Below are 16,154 nucleotides of genomic sequence, written 5' to 3'. Positions count from 1 at the left end.
CGGGGGCCGCCATGCATGTCATCTTCCGCGAGAGCCACGGGCTGGAGGAAAGCGCCACGCCGGCCGATCTCGGGCAGAGCCCGGCGGATCTGGTGGTGCTGTCGTTTTCCGACAGCGATCTCGGGGCCTTCGCGGAGGCCTGGCATCGCGCCGGGGGTCGGCTGCCAGAGCTGCGGCTGGCCAACCTCGCGGCGCTGCAACATCCGCTGTCGGTCGACACCTACGTCGAGCGCACGCTCGAGGGGGCGAAGGGCATCCTGATCCGGCTGATCGGCGGGATGGCCTATTGGTCTTACGGGCTGACGCAGCTGCGGGCGCTGGCGCAGCGGCGCGGCATCGCGCTGGCGGTCTTGCCGGCGGACGGGCGCGAGGATGCGCAGCTCGATGCGGTCTCGACCCTGCCGGTCTCGACCCTGCGGCGGCTGGCCCAGCTCTGCGATGCCGGCGGGGTGGCGGCGGCGCAGGGGGCACTGGCGCAGATGGCGCTGGCGGCGGGGCTCTCTGCGGGGCCGGTGCCGGGCCCGAAGGGCCTACCGGCCTGGGGCCTCTGGACGCCCGAGGAGGGGGCATTCTCGCCCGCGGTGGCGCGGCCTGCCACCTCGCGAGACCCCCGGAGCGGTTCGGGTAAGATGACAGGTCGGCGGCTGCTGGTGGTGTTCTACCGTGCCCATCTGGTCGCTGCGGACATGGCGCCGGTCGAGGCGCTCTTTGCCGCCTTCCGCGCCGAGGGGGCGGAGGTCACGGGCCTCTTCGCGCCGTCGCTCAAGGATGCCGCCCTGGCCGAGGCCATGCGAGCGGCGGTGCGGGGTCTTGCCCCCGATGCCATCGTCAATCTCACGGCCTTTTCCGGCCGAGGCGCCGGTGGCGGATCGGTGCTCGACGTGGCCGGGGTGCCGGTGTTCCAAGCCGCGCTGGCGACCTCGACCCGCACTGCCTGGGAGCAGGCCGAGCGCGGCCTGTCGCCCGCCGACCTCGCGATGCACGTGGTATTGCCCGAGGTCGATGGGCGCCTCAGCGGCGGGGTGATCTCGTTCAAGCAGGCCGGGGCGCGGGATCCCGCGCTGGAATTCTCGCGTGTGCTGCATCGCCCGCATGCGGGCCGCATCGCGGCGCTGGTAGAGCGGGTGTCCGGCTGGCTGCGGCTGGTCGGGCTGGCGGCGGCGGAGCGGCGCGTGGCGCTGGTGCTCTCGACCTATCCCGGCAAGGACTGGCAGATGGGCCACGCGGTGGGGCTCGACGCGCCGGCCTCGGCCCGCGCGATCCTCTCGGACCTGCGGGCGACGGGATACGATGTGCCCGAGACGCCCGGGGATTTGCCGGGTCTGCTGCAGTCCCGCGCGCTCCGCTGGCCCCTGCCCGAGTATCTCGCGGCGCTGCAGCGGCTTCCGGAGGCGGCGCGTGCAGCGCTCTTCGCCACCTGGGGTGAGCCGGAAGACGACCCCGCCGTCAGGGACGGCGCCTTCGACTTCGCCGCGGTGCAACAGGGCCGCGTGCTCGTCGCGCTGCAGCCCGAACGCGGCACGCCGCAGGCCCGCGAGGACGACTACCATGACCTGCAACGGGTGCCGCGCCACGCCTATGTCGCCTTCTATCTCTGGCTGCAGAGCCGGGTGGATGCGCTGGTGCACATCGGTGCGCATGGCACGCTGGAATGGGTGCCGGGCAAGTCGGTGGCGCTGTCGGAGGCCTGCTGGCCGGAGGCGCTGACCGGGGCGCTGCCGGTGATCTACCCGTTCATCGTCAACGACCCGGGCGAGGCGGCACAGGCCAAGCGGCGTATCGGCGCGGTGACGCTGGGGCATATCCCGCCGCCGCTGAAGGCCAGCGGAACGCCGCTGCGGCTGGCGCGGCTCGAGGCGCTGCTGGACGAGTTCTCCAATGCCGACGGGCTCGACCCGCGCCGCCGCGACCGCCTGCAGGAAGACATCCGGCTCGAGGCGTGCAGCCTCGGGGTCGAGGACGACCTGGGCCTCGAGGCCGCCGGTTGCAGCGCCGAGGCGATCACCCGCATCGACCGGTTCGTCTGCGACGTGAAGGAAAGCCAGTTCGGCGAGGGGCTGCACGTCTGGGGGCGCCCGGCGCGGCCGGGCGCTCCCTTCGACACCGTCGCTTCGGTGGCCGCCGAGCGTGCCGCTCTGCTTGCTGCGCTGGACGGGAAATGGATCGCGCCGGGGCCCTCAGGCTCTCCCTACCGGGGGCGCTCCGATGTGTTGCCGACCGGGCGCAACATCTACACCACCGATCCGCGTGCGGTGCCGACCCGGGCCGCCCACGCGCAGGGCGTGCGGCTGGCCGAGGAGCTGGTGCGGCGGCACCTGCAGGACGAAGGCGACTGGCCGCGCGGGCTGGTGGTCGATCTCTGGGGCTCGGCGACGATGCGCACCGCGGGCGAGGACTTCGCCATGGCGCTGCACCTGCTGGGCTGCCGCCCGGTCTGGGATGCGGGCTCGGAACGGGTGAGCGGCATCGAGGTGCTGCCCATCGCCGAGCTCGACCGCCCGAGGATCGACGTCACGCTGCGCGTCTCGGGGCTTTTCCGCGACGTCTTCCCGACGCTCTCGGCGCTGTTCGCCAGCGCGGTGCGGGCGCTCTCGGCGCGCGACGAGGCGCCGGATTTCAACCCCTATGCCGGGCAGCAGGGCGCGCGGGTCTACGGGCCGCGCCCGGGCAGTTTCGGGCTGGGCATGACCGAGACCCTCGAGGACTACAGCGCCACCGGGCGGCAGCGGGCGGGCGAGGCCTGGCTCGCGGCCTCGGCCTGGGCGCTGGACGGCGATAGCGCAACGCCCGACGAGGCGGGGCTGCGGGCGCGTGTCGCCGCGGCCGACGTCTTCGTGCACAGCCAGGATTTGCCTGAAACCGACCTTCTGCTTGCCGCCGATTACGCCGCGCATGAGGCAGGCTTTGCCGCCGCCCAGGCGATCACCGGCGGCGCGGCGCGTCTCTATCATCTCGACAACACCGACCCCGCGCGCCCCCGCGCCCGGGCGCTGACCGAAGAAATCGCCCGTACCGTGCTGGCGCGGGCAGGGTCTCGCGGCTGGATCGACGGCATGCGCGCGCATGGCTTCCGCGGAGCGGCCGAGATCGCGGCGACGCTCGATCACATGGCGGCCTTCGCGCATCTCGCGGGGGTGGTCGGCCCGCATCTGTTCGATCTCTACTTCGACGCCACGTTTGGCGATGAAGAGGTGGCCGCCTTCATGGCCGAGGCCAATCCCGCCGCGCTCGAGGCGCTGCGGGTGCGGTTCCGGGCGCTGCTCGATGCCGGGCTCTGGGTCAGCCGCCGCAACGCAATCCGCGCGACGCTGGAGCAGGACCGATGAGTGGCGCGGTCAAGGGCTGGTGCCCCGGCGCGCACCGCCCGATGCTGTCGGGCGACGGGCTGGTGGTCCGCGTGCGCCCACGTTTGGGGCGGCTGGGTCTGCGGCAGGCGCTGGGGCTCTGCGCGCTGGCGCAGTTTCACGGCAGCGGTGTGATCGACCTGACCAGCCGCGCGAACCTGCAGATCAGGGGCGTGTCCGAGGCGGCCCATGCCGGCCTGCTGGACGGCCTCGCGGCGCTCGAGCTGCTCGACGCGAGCGCGGAGGCCGAACGGCGGCGCAACATCCTCGTGTCGCCCTTCTGGCAGGCGGAGGATCTGACCGTGCGCCTGACACGGGCGTTGACGGCGGCGCTGCCCGACATGCCCGATCTGCCCGCCAAGGTCGGCTTTGCCGTCGACACCGGCGCGGCGCCGTTGCTTGGAGGGGCTTCGGCGGATTTCCGGTTCGAGCGCTCAGCCTCGGGGCTGATCCTGCGCGCCGATGGCGCCGCGGCGGGACGCGCGGTGACCGAGGCCGAGGCGATCCCGGCGCTGCTCGAGATGGTGCGCTGGTTCGACGCCCACCGCACGCCGGAGCGCCGCCGCATGGCGGGCGTGCTGGCGCGGTCCGTCCTGCCGCGCGGCTGGAACGTGGTGCCGCCCCTGCCTGCTGCGGACCTCCCGGAGCCGGGTCTGCGGCCGGAGGGGGCGCTGATCGGCGCCGCCTTCGGCCAGCTTGATGCGGCGGCGCTGGCAGAGGTGCTGACGGCCAGCGGCGCGGCTGCGATCCGGCTCACGCCCTGGCGGATGCTCCTGCTCGAAGGCGGCGCGCTGCCGGGGCCGGGGCGCTTTGTCACCGCGGCGGGCGATCCGTTTCTTGCCGTCGATGCCTGCCCGGGCGCACCGCTTTGCAGCGCGGCGACGGTGGAGACGCGCCCGCTCGCGCGCGCATTGGCGAGGCGCCTGGAGGGCACGCTGCACGTCTCGGGCTGCGCCAAGGGCTGTGCCCGCCGGCGCGCCGCGCGCCGTACGCTGGTCGGGCGCGACGGGCGTTTCGACCTCATTGAAAATGGCTGCGCGGGGGATGCCCCCTGCCGCACCGGGCTGACGCCCGACGACCTTGCAATCGGAGTCCCCTAGACCACCATGCCCCACAGCTATCAGACCAATGGCGCGGCGATCTACGCCGAGAGTTTTGCCACCATCCGGGCCGAGGCCGATCTTGCGCGGTTCGAGCGCGACGAGGAACAGCTCGCCGTGCGGATGATCCACGCCGCCGGGATGGTCGGACTGGAGCGGCACATCCGCTTCTCCGCGCGGTTCGCCGCCCGCGCCCGCGCCGCGCTGGAGGCCGGCGCGCCGATCCTGTGCGATGCGCGCATGGTCTCGGAGGGGATCACCCGGTCGCGCCTGCCCGCGGGCAACGCGGTGATCTGCACCCTGCAGGATCCGGCGGTGCCGGGGCTTGCGCAGGAGATGGCGAACACCCGCTCGGCCGCCGCGCTCGAGCTCTGGCGACCGCACCTTCAGGGCGCGCTGGTGGCCATCGGCAACGCGCCGACCGCGCTGTTTCACCTGCTGAACATGCTCGAGGATCCGGCCTGCCCGCGCCCTGCCGCGATCATCGGCTGCCCGGTGGGCTTCGTCGGTGCCGCCGAGAGCAAGGCGGCGCTCTGGGCCGAGCAACCGGCGCCCTGCTGCATCGTCGAGGGGCGGCTCGGCGGCAGCGCGATCACCGTCGCGGCGGTCAATGCCATCGCGAGCCGCGCCGAATGAGCGCCGAGGTGGAAACGGGCACGATCTGGGGCGTCGGCCTCGGCCCGGGCGACCCGGACCTGATGACCGTGCGCGGCGACCGGCTGCTGCGCGGCGCGCGGCATGTGGCCTTCTTCCGCAAGGCCGGGCGGCCCGGGCAGGCACGGCGCATCGCGCAGGGGCTGATCCCCGAGGGCGCGCAGGAACACGCGATGGAATATCCCGTCACCACCGAGATCCCGGTCTCGGATCCCGAGTACAACCGCCTGCTCGCCGCATTCTACGAAGCATGCACCACGCGGCTCACCGCCCTCGCGCAGGCGGGCGAGGACGTGGTCGTGCTCTGCGAGGGTGATCCGTTTTTCTATGGCTCCTTCATGCACCTCTACATGCGGCTGGTGGATCAGGTGCCGGTGCAGGTGGTTCCGGCGATCACCGGCATGTCGGCGGCCTGGACCGCGACCGGCGCGCCGATCACCTGGGGCGACGACGTGCTGACCGTGCTCATGGGCACGCTGCCCGAGGAGATGCTGGCGCAGCGGATGGCGGACAGCGACGCGCTGGTGGTGATGAAGATCGGACGCAATATCGACAAGGTGTGCCGGGCCCTGCAGAGCGCCGGGCGCTACGACGCGGCCTGGCTGATCGAGTTCGCCTCGATGCCCGGGCAGACCGTGCAGCGCCTGGCCGAGGCCGAGCGCAGGGTGACCCCCTATTTCTCGATCATCGTCGTGCACGGCCAGGGGCGGCGGCCATGAGCGGGCGGCTCGTCATCGCGGGCCTGGGGCCGGGGGCCGACCGCCTGGTCACGCCCGAGGCCGGCGCCGCGCTGGCCGAGGCGACGGATGTGATCGGCTATCTGCCCTATGTCGCCCGCGTCGCGGATCGCCCCGGGTTGGTGAAACACGCCTCGGACAACCGCGTCGAGCTGGAGCGCGCCCGGCACGCGCTGGAGCTGGCCGCGGCGGGGCGGCGCGTGGTGGTGGTCTCCTCGGGGGATCCCGGCGTCTTCGCCATGGCCGCGGCGGTGTTCGAGGCGCTGGAGGCCGGCCCGCCTGCCTGGCGCGGGCTCGAGATCTCGGTGCTGCCGGGGATCACCGCGATGCTCGCGGCGGCGGCGCGGGCGGGGGCGCCGCTGGGGCATGATTTCTGCGCGCTCAACCTCAGCGACAACCTCAAGCCCTGGACGCTGATCGAGAAGCGCCTGCGGCTCGCGGTCGAGGCGGATTTCGCCATGGCCTTCTACAACCCGCGCTCGAAGGCACGTCCCGAGGGATTTGCCCGCGCGCTGGCGGTGCTCACCGAGGCCTGCGGCGATGCCCGCCCGGTGATCTTCGCCCGGGCGGTCTCGACCCCCGACGAGGCGCTGAGCGTCGTGCCGCTGCCCGAGTGCACCCCCGAGATGGCGGACATGCGTACCGTGGTTATCGTCGGCTCGTCGCGGACGCGGGTGATCCCGCGCGCCGGGGCGCCCTTCGTCTACACGCCGAGGTCGGCATGAGCGAGCCAGCGCAAGACCTCTGCCGGGTCATGGGTCTCGGGGCGCTGCGGCAGGGCGGGGCGGTCGATCATCATCACCGGGATGCGCAGGGCGCGCGCGGCGGTGATCTTCGACAAGGCGCCGGGGCCCCCGGCATTCTTGGCGACGACGATCTCGGTGCCGTGCCGCCGCATAAGCGCAAGATCCCCCTCGGCGGTGAACGGGCCGCGGTCCACGACGACCTCGGTCTGCGGCAGTGGCAGGGGTGCCTGCGGTGCGTCGACGAGGCGCAGCAGGTAGTGATGCTGGGGCTGCGCCGCGCAGGCGGCAAGCTGCATCCGGCCCACCGCAAGGAAGACCCGCGTGGCGGGCCGGTCCAGCGCCCGGGCGGCGCCGGCCATGTCGGGCACATGCTGCCAGCGGTCGCCGGGCTGCGCCTGCCAGGCGGCCCGGGTCAGCGCGATCAGCGGCAGCCTCAGGACCGCGCAGGCCTCGGCGGCGTTGCGGCTCATCTGCGCGGCAAACGGATGGGTGGCGTCGACGACGTGGGTGATCCGCTGGTCCTTCAGGTAGCGCGCCAGCCCCTCGGCCCCGCCGAAGCCGCCGACCCGCGTCGGCAGCGGCTGCGCGGCGGGGTGGCGGGTGCGCCCGGCGAGCGACAGCGTGGCCTCGACCTGCGCCTCGGCCAGCAGGGCCGCGAGCACGCCAGCTTCGGTCGTGCCTCCGAGAATGAGGGGGCGGGGCATGTCTGACGTTCCTTGGGTGACGATCCTGGGTCTTGGGGAAGATGGCGCGGAAGGGCTCTGCTCCGCAAGCCTTGCGGCCCTCACCGAGGCCGAGGTGGTGATCGGCCCGCCGCGGCACCTGGCACTGCTGCCGGAGGCTGGTGCCGAGCGGGTGGCCTGGCCCGTGCCCTTTGCCGAGGGCCTCCCCAAGCTGCTGGCGTTGCGCGGGCGGCGGGTGGTCGTGCTGGCCTCGGGCGATCCGTTCTGGTTCGGCGCAGGCTCGGTGCTGGCCCGGCACCTGGCGCCGCAGGAATGGCGTGCCCTGCCGGGGCCGTCGTGTTTTGCGCTGGCCGCCAGCCGGTTGGGCTGGGCGCTCGAGGAGGTGCTCTGCCTCGGGCTGCACGCGGCGCCGCTGGCGCGATTGCGGCCGCATCTGGCGCCGGCCCGGCGGGCGCTGGTCACGCTGCGTGATGGCGCGGCGGTGGCGGGCCTGGCGGGCTACCTCTGTGAGACCGGTTTCGGCGCATCGCGTCTCTGGATCATGGAAGCGCTCGGCGGCCCGCGCGAGCGGGTGACGGCGGTCCGCGCCGATCGCCTGCAGGGGGCGTTCTCCCATCCGGTCTGCGCGGCGCTGGAGGTGCAGGGCGGCGGCGCGGCGCTGCCGCTGGCCTCGGGCCGCGCGGACGACTGGTTCCAGAGCGACGGGCAGATGACCAAGCGCCCCGTGCGGGCGCTGACGCTCTCGGCGCTGGCCCCGCGCCACGGTGAGCACCTGTGGGACATCGGTGGCGGTTCGGGCAGCATCGCGCTGGAATGGCTGCTGTCGCACCCCTCGCTGCGCGCCACCAGCATCGAGCCGCGCCCCGAGCGGGCGGGGCGCATCGAGGCCAACGCCGCGCGGCTCGGGATGGACCGGCTGGCCGTGGTGACCGGCAGCGCCCCGGGGGCGCTCGCCGGGCTGGCGCCCCCGGATGCGGTGTTCGTCGGCGGCGGGCTCGATGCGGCGCTGCTGGGCTGGCTGTTCGCGCAACTGGCGCCGGGCGTGCGGCTGGTGGCCAATGCCGTGACGCTGGAGACCGAGGCGCTGCTTCTGGGCGCGCGGGCGCAGCACGGCGGCGAGCTGCTGCGCATCGAGCTGGCGCACGCCGCGCCGCTCGGGCCGCGCACCGGCTGGGCCGCGGCGCGCCCGATCGTGCAATGGAGCGTGAGCCTGTGATCGTCGCGGGGTTCGGATTTCGCAGCGGGGCCAGCGCGCAAAGCCTCGCGGAGGCCTACGCCCGCGCTGGTGGCGGGGCGGAGGCGCTGGCCACCGCCAGAGACAAGACCGAGACCGCCGCCTTCCGCGCGCTTGCCGAAACGCTTCGCTTGCCGGTTCTCGGCTTGTCGGAAAGCGCTTTGGCCGCGCAGCCCACGTTGACCCGCTCCGCCGCCGCAAAGCGCGCGCGCGGCACCGGCAGCCTTGCCGAGGCGGCGGCGCTTGCGGCAGCGGGCCCCGGCGCGCGGCTGCTTGGCCCGCGCGTGATTTCAGCCGACCGGATGGCCACCTGCGCCATCGCCACAGGAGACCCCTCATGACCGTTCATTTCATCGGCGCCGGTCCCGGCGCGCCCGACCTTCTGACCCTGCGCGGGCGCGACCTGATCGCGGCCTGCCCGGTCTGTCTCTACGCCGGCTCGCTGGTGCCCGAGGCGGTGCTTGCCCATTGCCCGCAGGGTGCGCGGATCGTGAACACCGCGCCGCTGAGCCTTGACCAGATCGTCGCCGAGATCGAGGCGGCGCATGCGCGGGGCCTCGACGTGGCGCGGCTGCATTCGGGCGACCTGTCGGTCTGGTCCGCGATGGGAGAGCAGCTGCGGCGGCTGCGGGGGCTCGGCATCCCGGTTTCGGTTACGCCCGGCGTGCCCTCCTTTGCCGCCGCCGCTGCTGCGCTCGGTGCCGAGCTGACGCTTCCGGGGCTCGCGCAGTCGGTGGTGCTGACCCGCACGCCGGGGCGGGCGTCGTCGATGCCCGAGGGCGAGACGCTGGCCAATTTCGCCGCCACTGGCGCGACGCTGGCGCTGCACCTGTCGATCCAGAACCTTGCGGCGGTGGTCGCCGAGCTGACGCCGTTCTACGGCGCGGGCTGCCCCGTCGCGGTGGTCTGGCGGGCGAGCTGGCCGGATGAGCGCATCCTGCGCGGCACGCTCGCCGACATCGAGGCCCGCATGGATGCCGGCATCAGCCGCACCGCGCTGATCCTCGTCGGCCCGGCGCTGGCGGGCGAGGGGTTCGACGAGAGCTGCCTCTATGCCCCCGGTTACGACCGGCGCTATCGACCTCAAGATGCGACCAGCCCCTGGGCCGGCTGGAGTGAGGACTGATGCGCGGGGTCCTGGTCTCTGCCCCCGCTTCGGGCACCGGCAAGACAACGGTGATGCTGGGGCTGCTGCGGGCGCTGTCGGACGCGGGGCTGGCGGTGCAGCCGTTCAAGTCCGGCCCCGATTACATCGACCCGGCCTTTCACCGCGCCGCATGCGGGCGGGCGTCGTTCAACCTCGATACCTGGGCGATGGGTCCGCGGCTGCTGGATGCGGTGGCGGCGCAGGCGCAGGGCGCCGAGATCTGCGTCGCCGAAGGCTCGATGGGGCTCTACGACGGGGTGGCGACGCGCGGGCAGTCGGGTTTCGGGTCCAGCGCCGAGACGGCGCGGCGCATGGGCTGGCCGGTGGTGCTGGTGCTCGACGTCGGCGGGCAGGCGCAGAGCGCTGCGGCGACGGCACTGGGGTTCCGGCAGTACATGCCGGATCTGCCCTTCGCCGGGGTGATCCTCAACCGTGTCGCCTCGCCACGGCACGAGCGGCTGACGCGGCTCGGCATGGAGCGCGCGGGGCTGCCGGTGCTGGGGGTGCTGCCAAGGCGCGGCGATCTGACCCTGCCCGAGCGGCACCTTGGGCTGATCCAGGCGGTCGAGCATCCCGACCTCGAGGCGGCTATCGCGGGCTACGCGGCCTTCCTGCGCGCGCATGTGGACCTTGACGCCATCCGTGCCGCCGCCGCCGGGGCGCCGCTGCCGGCGACGGCGCCGCTGCCGCGACCTCCGGCGCAGCGCATCGCCCTGGCGCAGGACGCGGCGTTCTCCTTCACCTATCCGCATCTGCTCGAGGGCTGGCGCGCCGCCGGAGCCGAGGTGCGGCCGTTCTCGCCGCTGGCGGACGAGCCGCCGGACCCGCAGGCCGATCTGGTCTGGCTGCCCGGCGGCTACCCCGAGCTGCACGCAGGGCGGCTTGCGGCGGCGGAGCGGTTCCGCGCCGGGCTGCGCCGCCACGCGCAGGACCGGCCCGTCCATGGCGAGTGCGGTGGCTACATGGCGCTCGGCGCGGCGCTGATCGACAAGCAGGGCGCGCGGCACGAGATGGCCGGGCTGCTCGGGCTTGTGACCAGCTACGAGACCCGGAAGCTGCACCTCGGCTATCGCCGGGCGGCGCTGCGCGGGCCGTTGCAGGGTGTCGCCCCCGGCGTGATGCTGCGCGGGCACGAATTCCATTATTCCACGATCCTCGAACAGCCCGACGCGCCGCTTGCCGATGTGACCGACGCCGACGGCAAGGCCGTTCCCGAAACCGGCTCGCGCCGGGGCCGTGCCACGGGGACCTTCTTTCACCTCATCTCGCAGGAGGAGTCATGAGCGGGTTTGTCGGCCACGCCCGGTTCTGCCTTCGCTGTACGAAGGGCGAGGCGGCAGATCGGACGGCTTATCCCGGCGGCGGTGCTTTCATGCCCGCGGGCCGGGATGGGGCGGGGCCGCGATGAGCGAGCTTTGGTTGGTCGGCATCGGCACGGGGCACCCCGGACACGTCACGCTGGAAGGCGCGGAGGCGCTGCGCCGGGCCGCGGCGGTGCTGATCCCGCGCAAGGGCGCGGGCAAGGAAGACCTCGCGCATCTGCGCCTTGCCATCCTGCGCGCGGCGGGTGCGGCGGCAAAGGTGATCCCCTTTGACATGCCCCTGCGCGACCCGGCGCTGCCCTATGCCGAACGGGTGGAACGCTGGCACGACGCGATCGCGCGGCGCTGGCAGGAGGCGCTGACCGAGGCGCCCGATGGCCCGGTGGCGCTGCTGGTCTGGGGCGATCCCGGTCTCTACGATTCCACCCTGCGCATCGCGGCGCGGCTGGCGCCGGTCCCGAAGCTTAGGGTCGTGCCGGGGATCACCGCGCTGCAGGCGCTTACGGCGGCGCATGCCATTCCGTTCAACACGGTGAACGGCGCGGTCACGGTGACCACGGGGCGCCGCCTGCGCGATCATGGATGGCCGGCGGGGGCCGAGACGGTTGTGGTGATGCTCGACGGCGACTGCAGCTTTCAGGCGCTGGCGCCCAAGGGGCGGCACATCTGGTGGGGCGGTTTTCTCGGCATGCCCGAGCAGGTGCTAGAGAGCGGCCCGCTGGCCGAGGCCGGGCCGAAGATCGTCACCCGACGCGCCGAGGCGCGGGCCCGGCACGGCTGGATCATGGACACCTATCTTATCCGTCAGGGCGCGTGAGACTGGTCGCGGTCGCCGGACCAGGCGTTCTTAGCCCGATCAGTGTCGCCGAGCGCCGGGACTTCTGCCTGCGTAAGAGGTCGGCCGCGATGGCCCTCTATGCTCCCGTGCACGTCTCGTGATCCATTGTGAACATCGACGGTGGCCGACACCGGCCCCTGCAACCGTCCGCTTCCCGCGCCGGGACGATCTTCGCCTTCGACGCCGACCGGATCATGGCTTGTGGCATGGGTCATGGCCCCGGTCTCGCCCTGTTTGTGGGCTTTCTGCGTGTTTTTGAACGTGATGGCCCTCGGGCCGGGTCAAAGCTCTTGCCCAGAGACCACATATCTCTGAGAATTTTCAATAACCCGGATTTCGGGCGGCATTTGTTGACCAATTCTTTAATACTGATTTTTAACTCATTTTGGCGAGAGATTTTCATGGACGATGCGCGCGAATTCCGAGTCGCGGCCGAGGATTTGATCCTTGTCGTGGATCTGGACCGGACCCTGATCCGAACAGACATGCTGTTCGAGACTTTTTGGTCCGCGATTTCGAGGCGTTGGCTCAATCTCTTCCCGGCGATCTCGGCCCTGTCGCAGGGCCGCGCCGCGCTCAAGCAACAGCTCGACGCCCTTGGTCCGGTTGATCCGGCCTCTTTGCCCTACAATGAAGACGTGATTGCCTATGTCGAGGACTGGCGCCGCCGCGGCGGGCGCACGGCGCTGGTCTCGGCCTCGGACCGACGGGTGGTCGAGCGCATTGCGGCGCACCTGGGGCTCTTTGATGAAGTCTACGGATCCGACGGGCAGGAAAACCTGAAGGGCGATCGCAAGGCGCAGCGCCTCATCGAACTCTACGGCCCGGGCCGGTTTGCCTATGTCGGCGATTCAGAGGCGGATGTCGCGGTGTGGAACGTCGCGGCCAAGGCGATCACCGTGAATGTGCCTGCAAGCCTTGCCGACCGCGTGGAAAGCGGCAACGCGCAGGTCGAGCATCTGGGGTCGGCCGATCAAGGCTACGGCGTCGCCGCGATGAAAGCGCTGCGCCCGCATCAATGGTTGAAGAACGCGCTGATTTTCCTGCCGCTCCTGGCGGCGCATCAGTTCGATCTCTGGACCTTCGGGCAGGCGGCTTTGGCCTTCATTTCCTACAGCCTCATCGCCTCGTCGGTCTACCTGTTCAACGACTTGCTGGACCTTGCCTCGGACCGCGCGCATCCGCGCAAGTGCAAGCGGCCCTTCGCCTCGGGTCGCCTGCCCCTGTCGTGGGGCACGGTGATGACGCCGGCGCTTATGGCGGCGGGCTTTGGCATCGCGGCGGTGCTCGGCCCGGCCTTCCTCGCGGTCATGGGCTTCTATTTCGCGATGACCACGGCCTATTCATTGGTGCTGAAGCGAAAGCTGGTGGTGGACGTCTGCACCCTGGCCGGGCTCTACACCCTGCGGATCATCGCCGGCGGTGTGGCAACGGGCATCCCGCTGTCGGTCTGGCTGCTGGCGTTTTCGGTATTCTTCTTCTTCTCGCTCGCAGCGGTGAAGCGCCAGGCCGAGCTGGTTTCGGGCGCGGCGGAGGGCAAGGATCAGGCGCATGGGCGCGGCTACCGGACGACGGACACGCCGATCGTTGCCAACATGGCGGTGTCTTCGGGCTATATCTCGGTGCTCGTGATGGCGCTCTACCTCAACACCGACGCGGTGCGGAAACTCTACAGCGAGACGGCGCCGCTCTGGGGCATCTGCCTGGTGCTGCTGTTCTGGATCAGCCGGACCGTGATGATCACCCATCGCGGCTGGATGCAGGACGACCCGGTGGTGTTCGCCGCCAAGGACCGGGTCTCGCTGGTCTGCGTGCTGCTGATCTTCGTGCTGGCCATGGTCGGGGCCGTGCTATGAGCCCGCTTCATTTGGTCCTGCGCTACAGCGCCTTTGCAGTGGTCGCGACGCTGGCGAACCTGGGCATGCAACGCCTGGTGCTCGCCGGCAGCGACCAACCGGGGGCCTATGCCGCGGCGGTGTTTCTGGGCACGCTCACCGGGCTTGTCATCAAGTACCTTCTCGACAAGCATTGGATCTTCGCGGACTACTCGGGCGGGCTCGCCGCGCACGGGCGGAAATTCTCACTCTACACCGCGATGGGCCTCGTCACCACGGCGATCTTCTGGGGCACCGAGACGCTGTTCTGGCTGCTCTGGGGGACCGACACGATGCGCGAACTGGGCGCGGTGCTCGGCCTTGCGGTGGGGTATGTCGTCAAGTACCGGCTCGACCGTCGGTTTGTCTTCACCGAAGGGGCGGTAGCGCGACCGGCATGATGCACAGACAGGTTCTTTCTGGTTGGGGGCGGTATCCCCAAAAGCATTGCATGGTGTCCGCTCCGCGCGATGCGCAGGAACTGGCCGGGTTGGCCGGCCATGGCGGCGTGATCGCCCGGGGCAACGGCCGGGCCTATGGCGACAGCGCAGTCGGCGGCGCCGCGACGCTCGACATGCGCCGCCTGAACCGGATGTTGTCCTTCGATCCCGACAGTGGCGTGCTGGTGGCCGAAGCGGGCGTTCTGCTGGCCGACATCATTGATGCCTTCCTGCCGCGCGGCTGGTTTCTGCAGGTGACGCCGGGCACCAAGTTCGTCAGCCTGGGCGGCGCCATTGCCTCGGATGTGCACGGCAAGAACCACCACCGGGACGGGGCCTTCGGCAGCTTCGTGGAGTGGCTCGATCTCATGGGGCCGGACGGCGCGGTTAAGCGCGTCAGCCGGCGCGACAACTCGCAGCTTTTCGAATGGACACTCGGCGGCATGGGGCTGACCGGGATCATCCTGCGCGCCGCGCTGCGGTTGCGCCCGGTGCAAAGCGCATGGATCCGGCAGCGGACGATCGTTGCCGAGAACCTGCGCGCGGCGATCGACGCCTTCGAAGGCGCGCAGGAGGCAACCTACTCCGTGGCGTGGATCGATTGCCTGGCCTCGGGCGCGGCCCTGGGCCGCTCGCTGGTCATGCTGGGCGAGCACGCCGAGGCGGATGAGCTGCCCGCGGCATATCGCGCCGCGCCGCTGAGCAGCCCGCTCAAGCGCAAGCGCCGCGTTCCGTTCGATGCACCGGCCAAGGCGCTCAACCGGCACACGGTGCGGGCGTTCAACGCGCTCTACTGGCGAAAGGGGTGCAGGGGCCCCGCCGAGACGTTGATCGACTGGGATACCTATTTCTACCCGCTCGACGCGATCCTGGGCTGGAACCGCATCTACGGACGGCGCGGCTTTGTGCAATTCCAGTGCGTGGTGCCGCTGGACGGGGCTGAGAGGAGCCTGGCCGCGCTGCTGACCGAGACCGCCCGTGCCGGGCAAGGCTCCTTCCTGGCGGTGCTGAAGCGGCTCGGTGCACAGGAAAGCCGGTTTTCCTTCCCCATGGAAGGCTACACGCTGGCGCTTGATTTTCCCGCCAACCCAACGACCCTTGCGCTGCTCGACCGGCTGGACCGGATCACCCTCGAGCATGGCGGGCGCTTCTATCTTGCGAAGGACGCCCGGCTGCCGGCACGCACCTTCCATGCCGCCGACCCGCGCGCCGCCGAGTTTGTTGCCATGCGCCAGGAGGCCAGCCTGGATCGCGCCTTCGCCTCCGGCCAATCGAATAGGCTTTTGCTATGACCAGTGAGACTTCTGTACCGGTACTCGTTCTTGGCGCCCGCAGCGATATCGGCCTTGCCATCGCCCACCGGTTCGCCGCTGCGGAGCACCCGGTGATCCTCGCCGCCCGGCGCGCCGCCGAGCTCGACGCGGATCGCTCGGACATCGCGCTGCGTCACGGCGTGGAGGTGACCCTGGCGGAATTCGACGTGCTCGACACCGCGGCCATGGCGGATTTTGCCGCGCAGCTGTCACCGCCGCCGGGCATCGTGATCTCGGTGGTGGGCGCAATGGGGGACCAGGCGGAGAGCGAGGCCTCGCTCGATGCGGCGACGCTGGTGATGCGCACCAACTATGAGGGGCCGGCCCTGATCCTGGGCCATTTCGCCGAGCTGATGGCGGGCAAGGGCAGCGGCGTGATCGTCGGCGTGAGCTCGGTGGCCGGCGACAGGGGACGGGCGTCGAACTACGTCTACGGCTCTGCCAAGGCGGGGTTCACCGCCTTCCTGTCGGGGCTGCGCAACCGCCTGGCGGGAAAGGGGGTACATGTGCTGACCGTCAAGCCCGGCTTCGTCGACACGCGGATGACAGAGGGCATGGACCTGCCGCAGCGGCTGACCGCCGCCCCGGCGGAGGTGGCCGAGGCGATCTTCCGGGCCGTGGCGCGGCGGCGGAACGAGATCTACGTCCGCCGCATTTGGGCCCTGATCATGGCGGTGATCCGCAATATCCCCGAACCGATCTTCAAGAAAACCCAGCTTTGA

The 16,154-nt window shown here is 71.4% G+C and carries 15 protein-coding genes; 14 read left to right on the top strand and 1 reads right to left on the bottom strand.

The genetic code is table 11. From position 1 onward, the window contains the following. Nucleotides 1-11: 11 nt before the first annotated feature. The 5 genes from cobN to cobJ are packed head-to-tail and all read left to right on the top strand — an operon-like array spanning nucleotide 12 to nucleotide 6,560. Nucleotides 12-3,326 carry a cobaltochelatase subunit CobN gene (cobN, locus tag LC039_RS16615; RefSeq protein WP_226626504.1) on the top strand — a complete coding sequence of 1,105 codons (3,315 nt, stop codon included), beginning with the start codon at nucleotides 12-14 and terminating at the stop codon, nucleotides 3,324-3,326. Next, nucleotides 3,323-4,444: a cobalamin biosynthesis protein CobG gene (locus tag LC039_RS16610; protein ID WP_226626502.1), complete on the top strand. Its 1,122-nt coding sequence runs from the start codon at nucleotides 3,323-3,325 to the stop codon at nucleotides 4,442-4,444. The genes cobN and LC039_RS16610 overlap by 4 nt, the downstream gene beginning before the upstream one ends. A 6-nt stretch (nucleotides 4,445-4,450) precedes the next feature. Then, entirely contained in the window at nucleotides 4,451-5,080 is a 630-nt protein-coding gene (locus LC039_RS16605; protein WP_226626501.1) for a precorrin-8X methylmutase, read from the top strand. Then, nucleotides 5,077-5,817, top strand: a complete 741-nt coding sequence (gene cobI, locus LC039_RS16600) for a precorrin-2 C(20)-methyltransferase (RefSeq protein ID WP_226626498.1) — start codon at nucleotides 5,077-5,079, stop codon at nucleotides 5,815-5,817. The genes LC039_RS16605 and cobI overlap by 4 nt, the downstream gene beginning before the upstream one ends. Next, on the top strand, nucleotides 5,814-6,560 hold the full coding sequence (cobJ, locus tag LC039_RS16595) for a precorrin-3B C(17)-methyltransferase (RefSeq protein WP_226626496.1): 747 nt from the start codon (nucleotides 5,814-5,816) through the stop codon (nucleotides 6,558-6,560). The genes cobI and cobJ overlap by 4 nt, the downstream gene beginning before the upstream one ends. On the opposite strand, the gene LC039_RS16590 is transcribed toward cobJ, so the two are convergent. Next, nucleotides 6,539-7,285, bottom strand: coding sequence for a cobalt-precorrin-6A reductase (locus tag LC039_RS16590; protein WP_226626493.1), 747 nt, complete (start codon nucleotides 7,283-7,285; stop codon nucleotides 6,539-6,541). The two genes, cobJ and LC039_RS16590, sit on opposite strands and share 22 nt — an antisense overlap. Here LC039_RS16590 and cbiE point away from each other — a divergent pair. From cbiE to LC039_RS16545, 9 genes are all read left to right on the top strand, one after another. After that, on the top strand, nucleotides 7,284-8,480 hold the full coding sequence (cbiE, locus tag LC039_RS16585; RefSeq protein ID WP_226626491.1) for a precorrin-6y C5,15-methyltransferase (decarboxylating) subunit CbiE: 1,197 nt from the start codon (nucleotides 7,284-7,286) through the stop codon (nucleotides 8,478-8,480). The genes LC039_RS16590 and cbiE overlap by 2 nt on opposite strands. Continuing rightward, nucleotides 8,477-8,839 carry a cobalamin biosynthesis protein gene (locus tag LC039_RS16580; RefSeq protein ID WP_226626619.1) on the top strand — a complete coding sequence of 121 codons (363 nt, stop codon included), beginning with the start codon at nucleotides 8,477-8,479 and terminating at the stop codon, nucleotides 8,837-8,839. Before cbiE ends, LC039_RS16580 begins: the two co-directional genes overlap by 4 nt. After that, nucleotides 8,836-9,624, top strand: a complete 789-nt coding sequence (gene cobM / locus LC039_RS16575) for a precorrin-4 C(11)-methyltransferase (RefSeq protein WP_226626488.1) — start codon at nucleotides 8,836-8,838, stop codon at nucleotides 9,622-9,624. Before LC039_RS16580 ends, cobM begins: the two co-directional genes overlap by 4 nt. Continuing rightward, complete coding sequence (locus tag LC039_RS16570) at nucleotides 9,624-10,928, top strand: cobyrinate a,c-diamide synthase (protein WP_226626485.1); 1,305 nt, start codon at nucleotides 9,624-9,626, stop codon at nucleotides 10,926-10,928. Before cobM ends, LC039_RS16570 begins: the two co-directional genes overlap by 1 nt. 121 nt (nucleotides 10,929-11,049) lie before the next feature. Then, complete coding sequence (cobF, locus tag LC039_RS16565; protein WP_226626482.1) at nucleotides 11,050-11,784, top strand: precorrin-6A synthase (deacetylating); 735 nt, start codon at nucleotides 11,050-11,052, stop codon at nucleotides 11,782-11,784. A gap of 128 nt (nucleotides 11,785-11,912) precedes the next feature. Continuing rightward, nucleotides 11,913-13,661 (top strand): UbiA family prenyltransferase, encoded by a 1,749-nt coding sequence (locus LC039_RS16560; protein ID WP_226626481.1) that lies wholly within the window; start codon nucleotides 11,913-11,915, stop codon nucleotides 13,659-13,661. Next, nucleotides 13,658-14,080 carry a GtrA family protein gene (locus LC039_RS16555; RefSeq protein ID WP_226626479.1) on the top strand — a complete coding sequence of 141 codons (423 nt, stop codon included), beginning with the start codon at nucleotides 13,658-13,660 and terminating at the stop codon, nucleotides 14,078-14,080. The genes LC039_RS16560 and LC039_RS16555 overlap by 4 nt, the downstream gene beginning before the upstream one ends. Beyond that, on the top strand, nucleotides 14,077-15,411 hold the full coding sequence (locus tag LC039_RS16550; protein ID WP_226626478.1) for an FAD-binding oxidoreductase: 1,335 nt from the start codon (nucleotides 14,077-14,079) through the stop codon (nucleotides 15,409-15,411). Before LC039_RS16555 ends, LC039_RS16550 begins: the two co-directional genes overlap by 4 nt. Continuing rightward, nucleotides 15,408-16,154, top strand: coding sequence for an SDR family oxidoreductase (locus tag LC039_RS16545; RefSeq protein ID WP_226626476.1), 747 nt, complete (start codon nucleotides 15,408-15,410; stop codon nucleotides 16,152-16,154). Before LC039_RS16550 ends, LC039_RS16545 begins: the two co-directional genes overlap by 4 nt.

The organism is Alloyangia pacifica (genome assembly GCF_020524285.1).
Classification (GTDB): domain Bacteria; phylum Pseudomonadota; class Alphaproteobacteria; order Rhodobacterales; family Rhodobacteraceae; genus Salipiger; species Salipiger pacificus_B.
The sequence above is the reverse complement of the archived record's forward strand: the minus strand, read 5'-3'. Positions and strand labels throughout refer to the sequence as shown.

Excerpts from the sequence above, each read along its gene's own strand:
- cobN (WP_226626504.1), top strand. The coding sequence starts at position 12 with ATGCATGTCATCTTCCGCGAGAGCCACGGGCTGGAGGAAAGCGCCACG.
- LC039_RS16610 (WP_226626502.1), top strand. The coding sequence starts at position 3,323 with ATGAGTGGCGCGGTCAAGGGCTGGTGCCCCGGCGCGCACCGCCCGATG.
- LC039_RS16605 (WP_226626501.1), top strand. The coding sequence starts at position 4,451 with ATGCCCCACAGCTATCAGACCAATGGCGCGGCGATCTACGCCGAGAGT.
- cobI (WP_226626498.1), top strand. The coding sequence starts at position 5,077 with ATGAGCGCCGAGGTGGAAACGGGCACGATCTGGGGCGTCGGCCTCGGC.
- cobJ (WP_226626496.1), top strand. The coding sequence starts at position 5,814 with ATGAGCGGGCGGCTCGTCATCGCGGGCCTGGGGCCGGGGGCCGACCGC.
- cbiE (WP_226626491.1), top strand. The coding sequence starts at position 7,284 with ATGTCTGACGTTCCTTGGGTGACGATCCTGGGTCTTGGGGAAGATGGC.
- LC039_RS16590 (WP_226626493.1), bottom strand. The coding sequence starts at position 7,285 with ATGCCCCGCCCCCTCATTCTCGGAGGCACGACCGAAGCTGGCGTGCTC.
- cobM (WP_226626488.1), top strand. The coding sequence starts at position 8,836 with ATGACCGTTCATTTCATCGGCGCCGGTCCCGGCGCGCCCGACCTTCTG.
- LC039_RS16570 (WP_226626485.1), top strand. The coding sequence starts at position 9,624 with ATGCGCGGGGTCCTGGTCTCTGCCCCCGCTTCGGGCACCGGCAAGACA.
- cobF (WP_226626482.1), top strand. The coding sequence starts at position 11,050 with ATGAGCGAGCTTTGGTTGGTCGGCATCGGCACGGGGCACCCCGGACAC.
- LC039_RS16555 (WP_226626479.1), top strand. The coding sequence starts at position 13,658 with ATGAGCCCGCTTCATTTGGTCCTGCGCTACAGCGCCTTTGCAGTGGTC.
- LC039_RS16550 (WP_226626478.1), top strand. The coding sequence starts at position 14,077 with ATGATGCACAGACAGGTTCTTTCTGGTTGGGGGCGGTATCCCCAAAAG.
- LC039_RS16545 (WP_226626476.1), top strand. The coding sequence starts at position 15,408 with ATGACCAGTGAGACTTCTGTACCGGTACTCGTTCTTGGCGCCCGCAGC.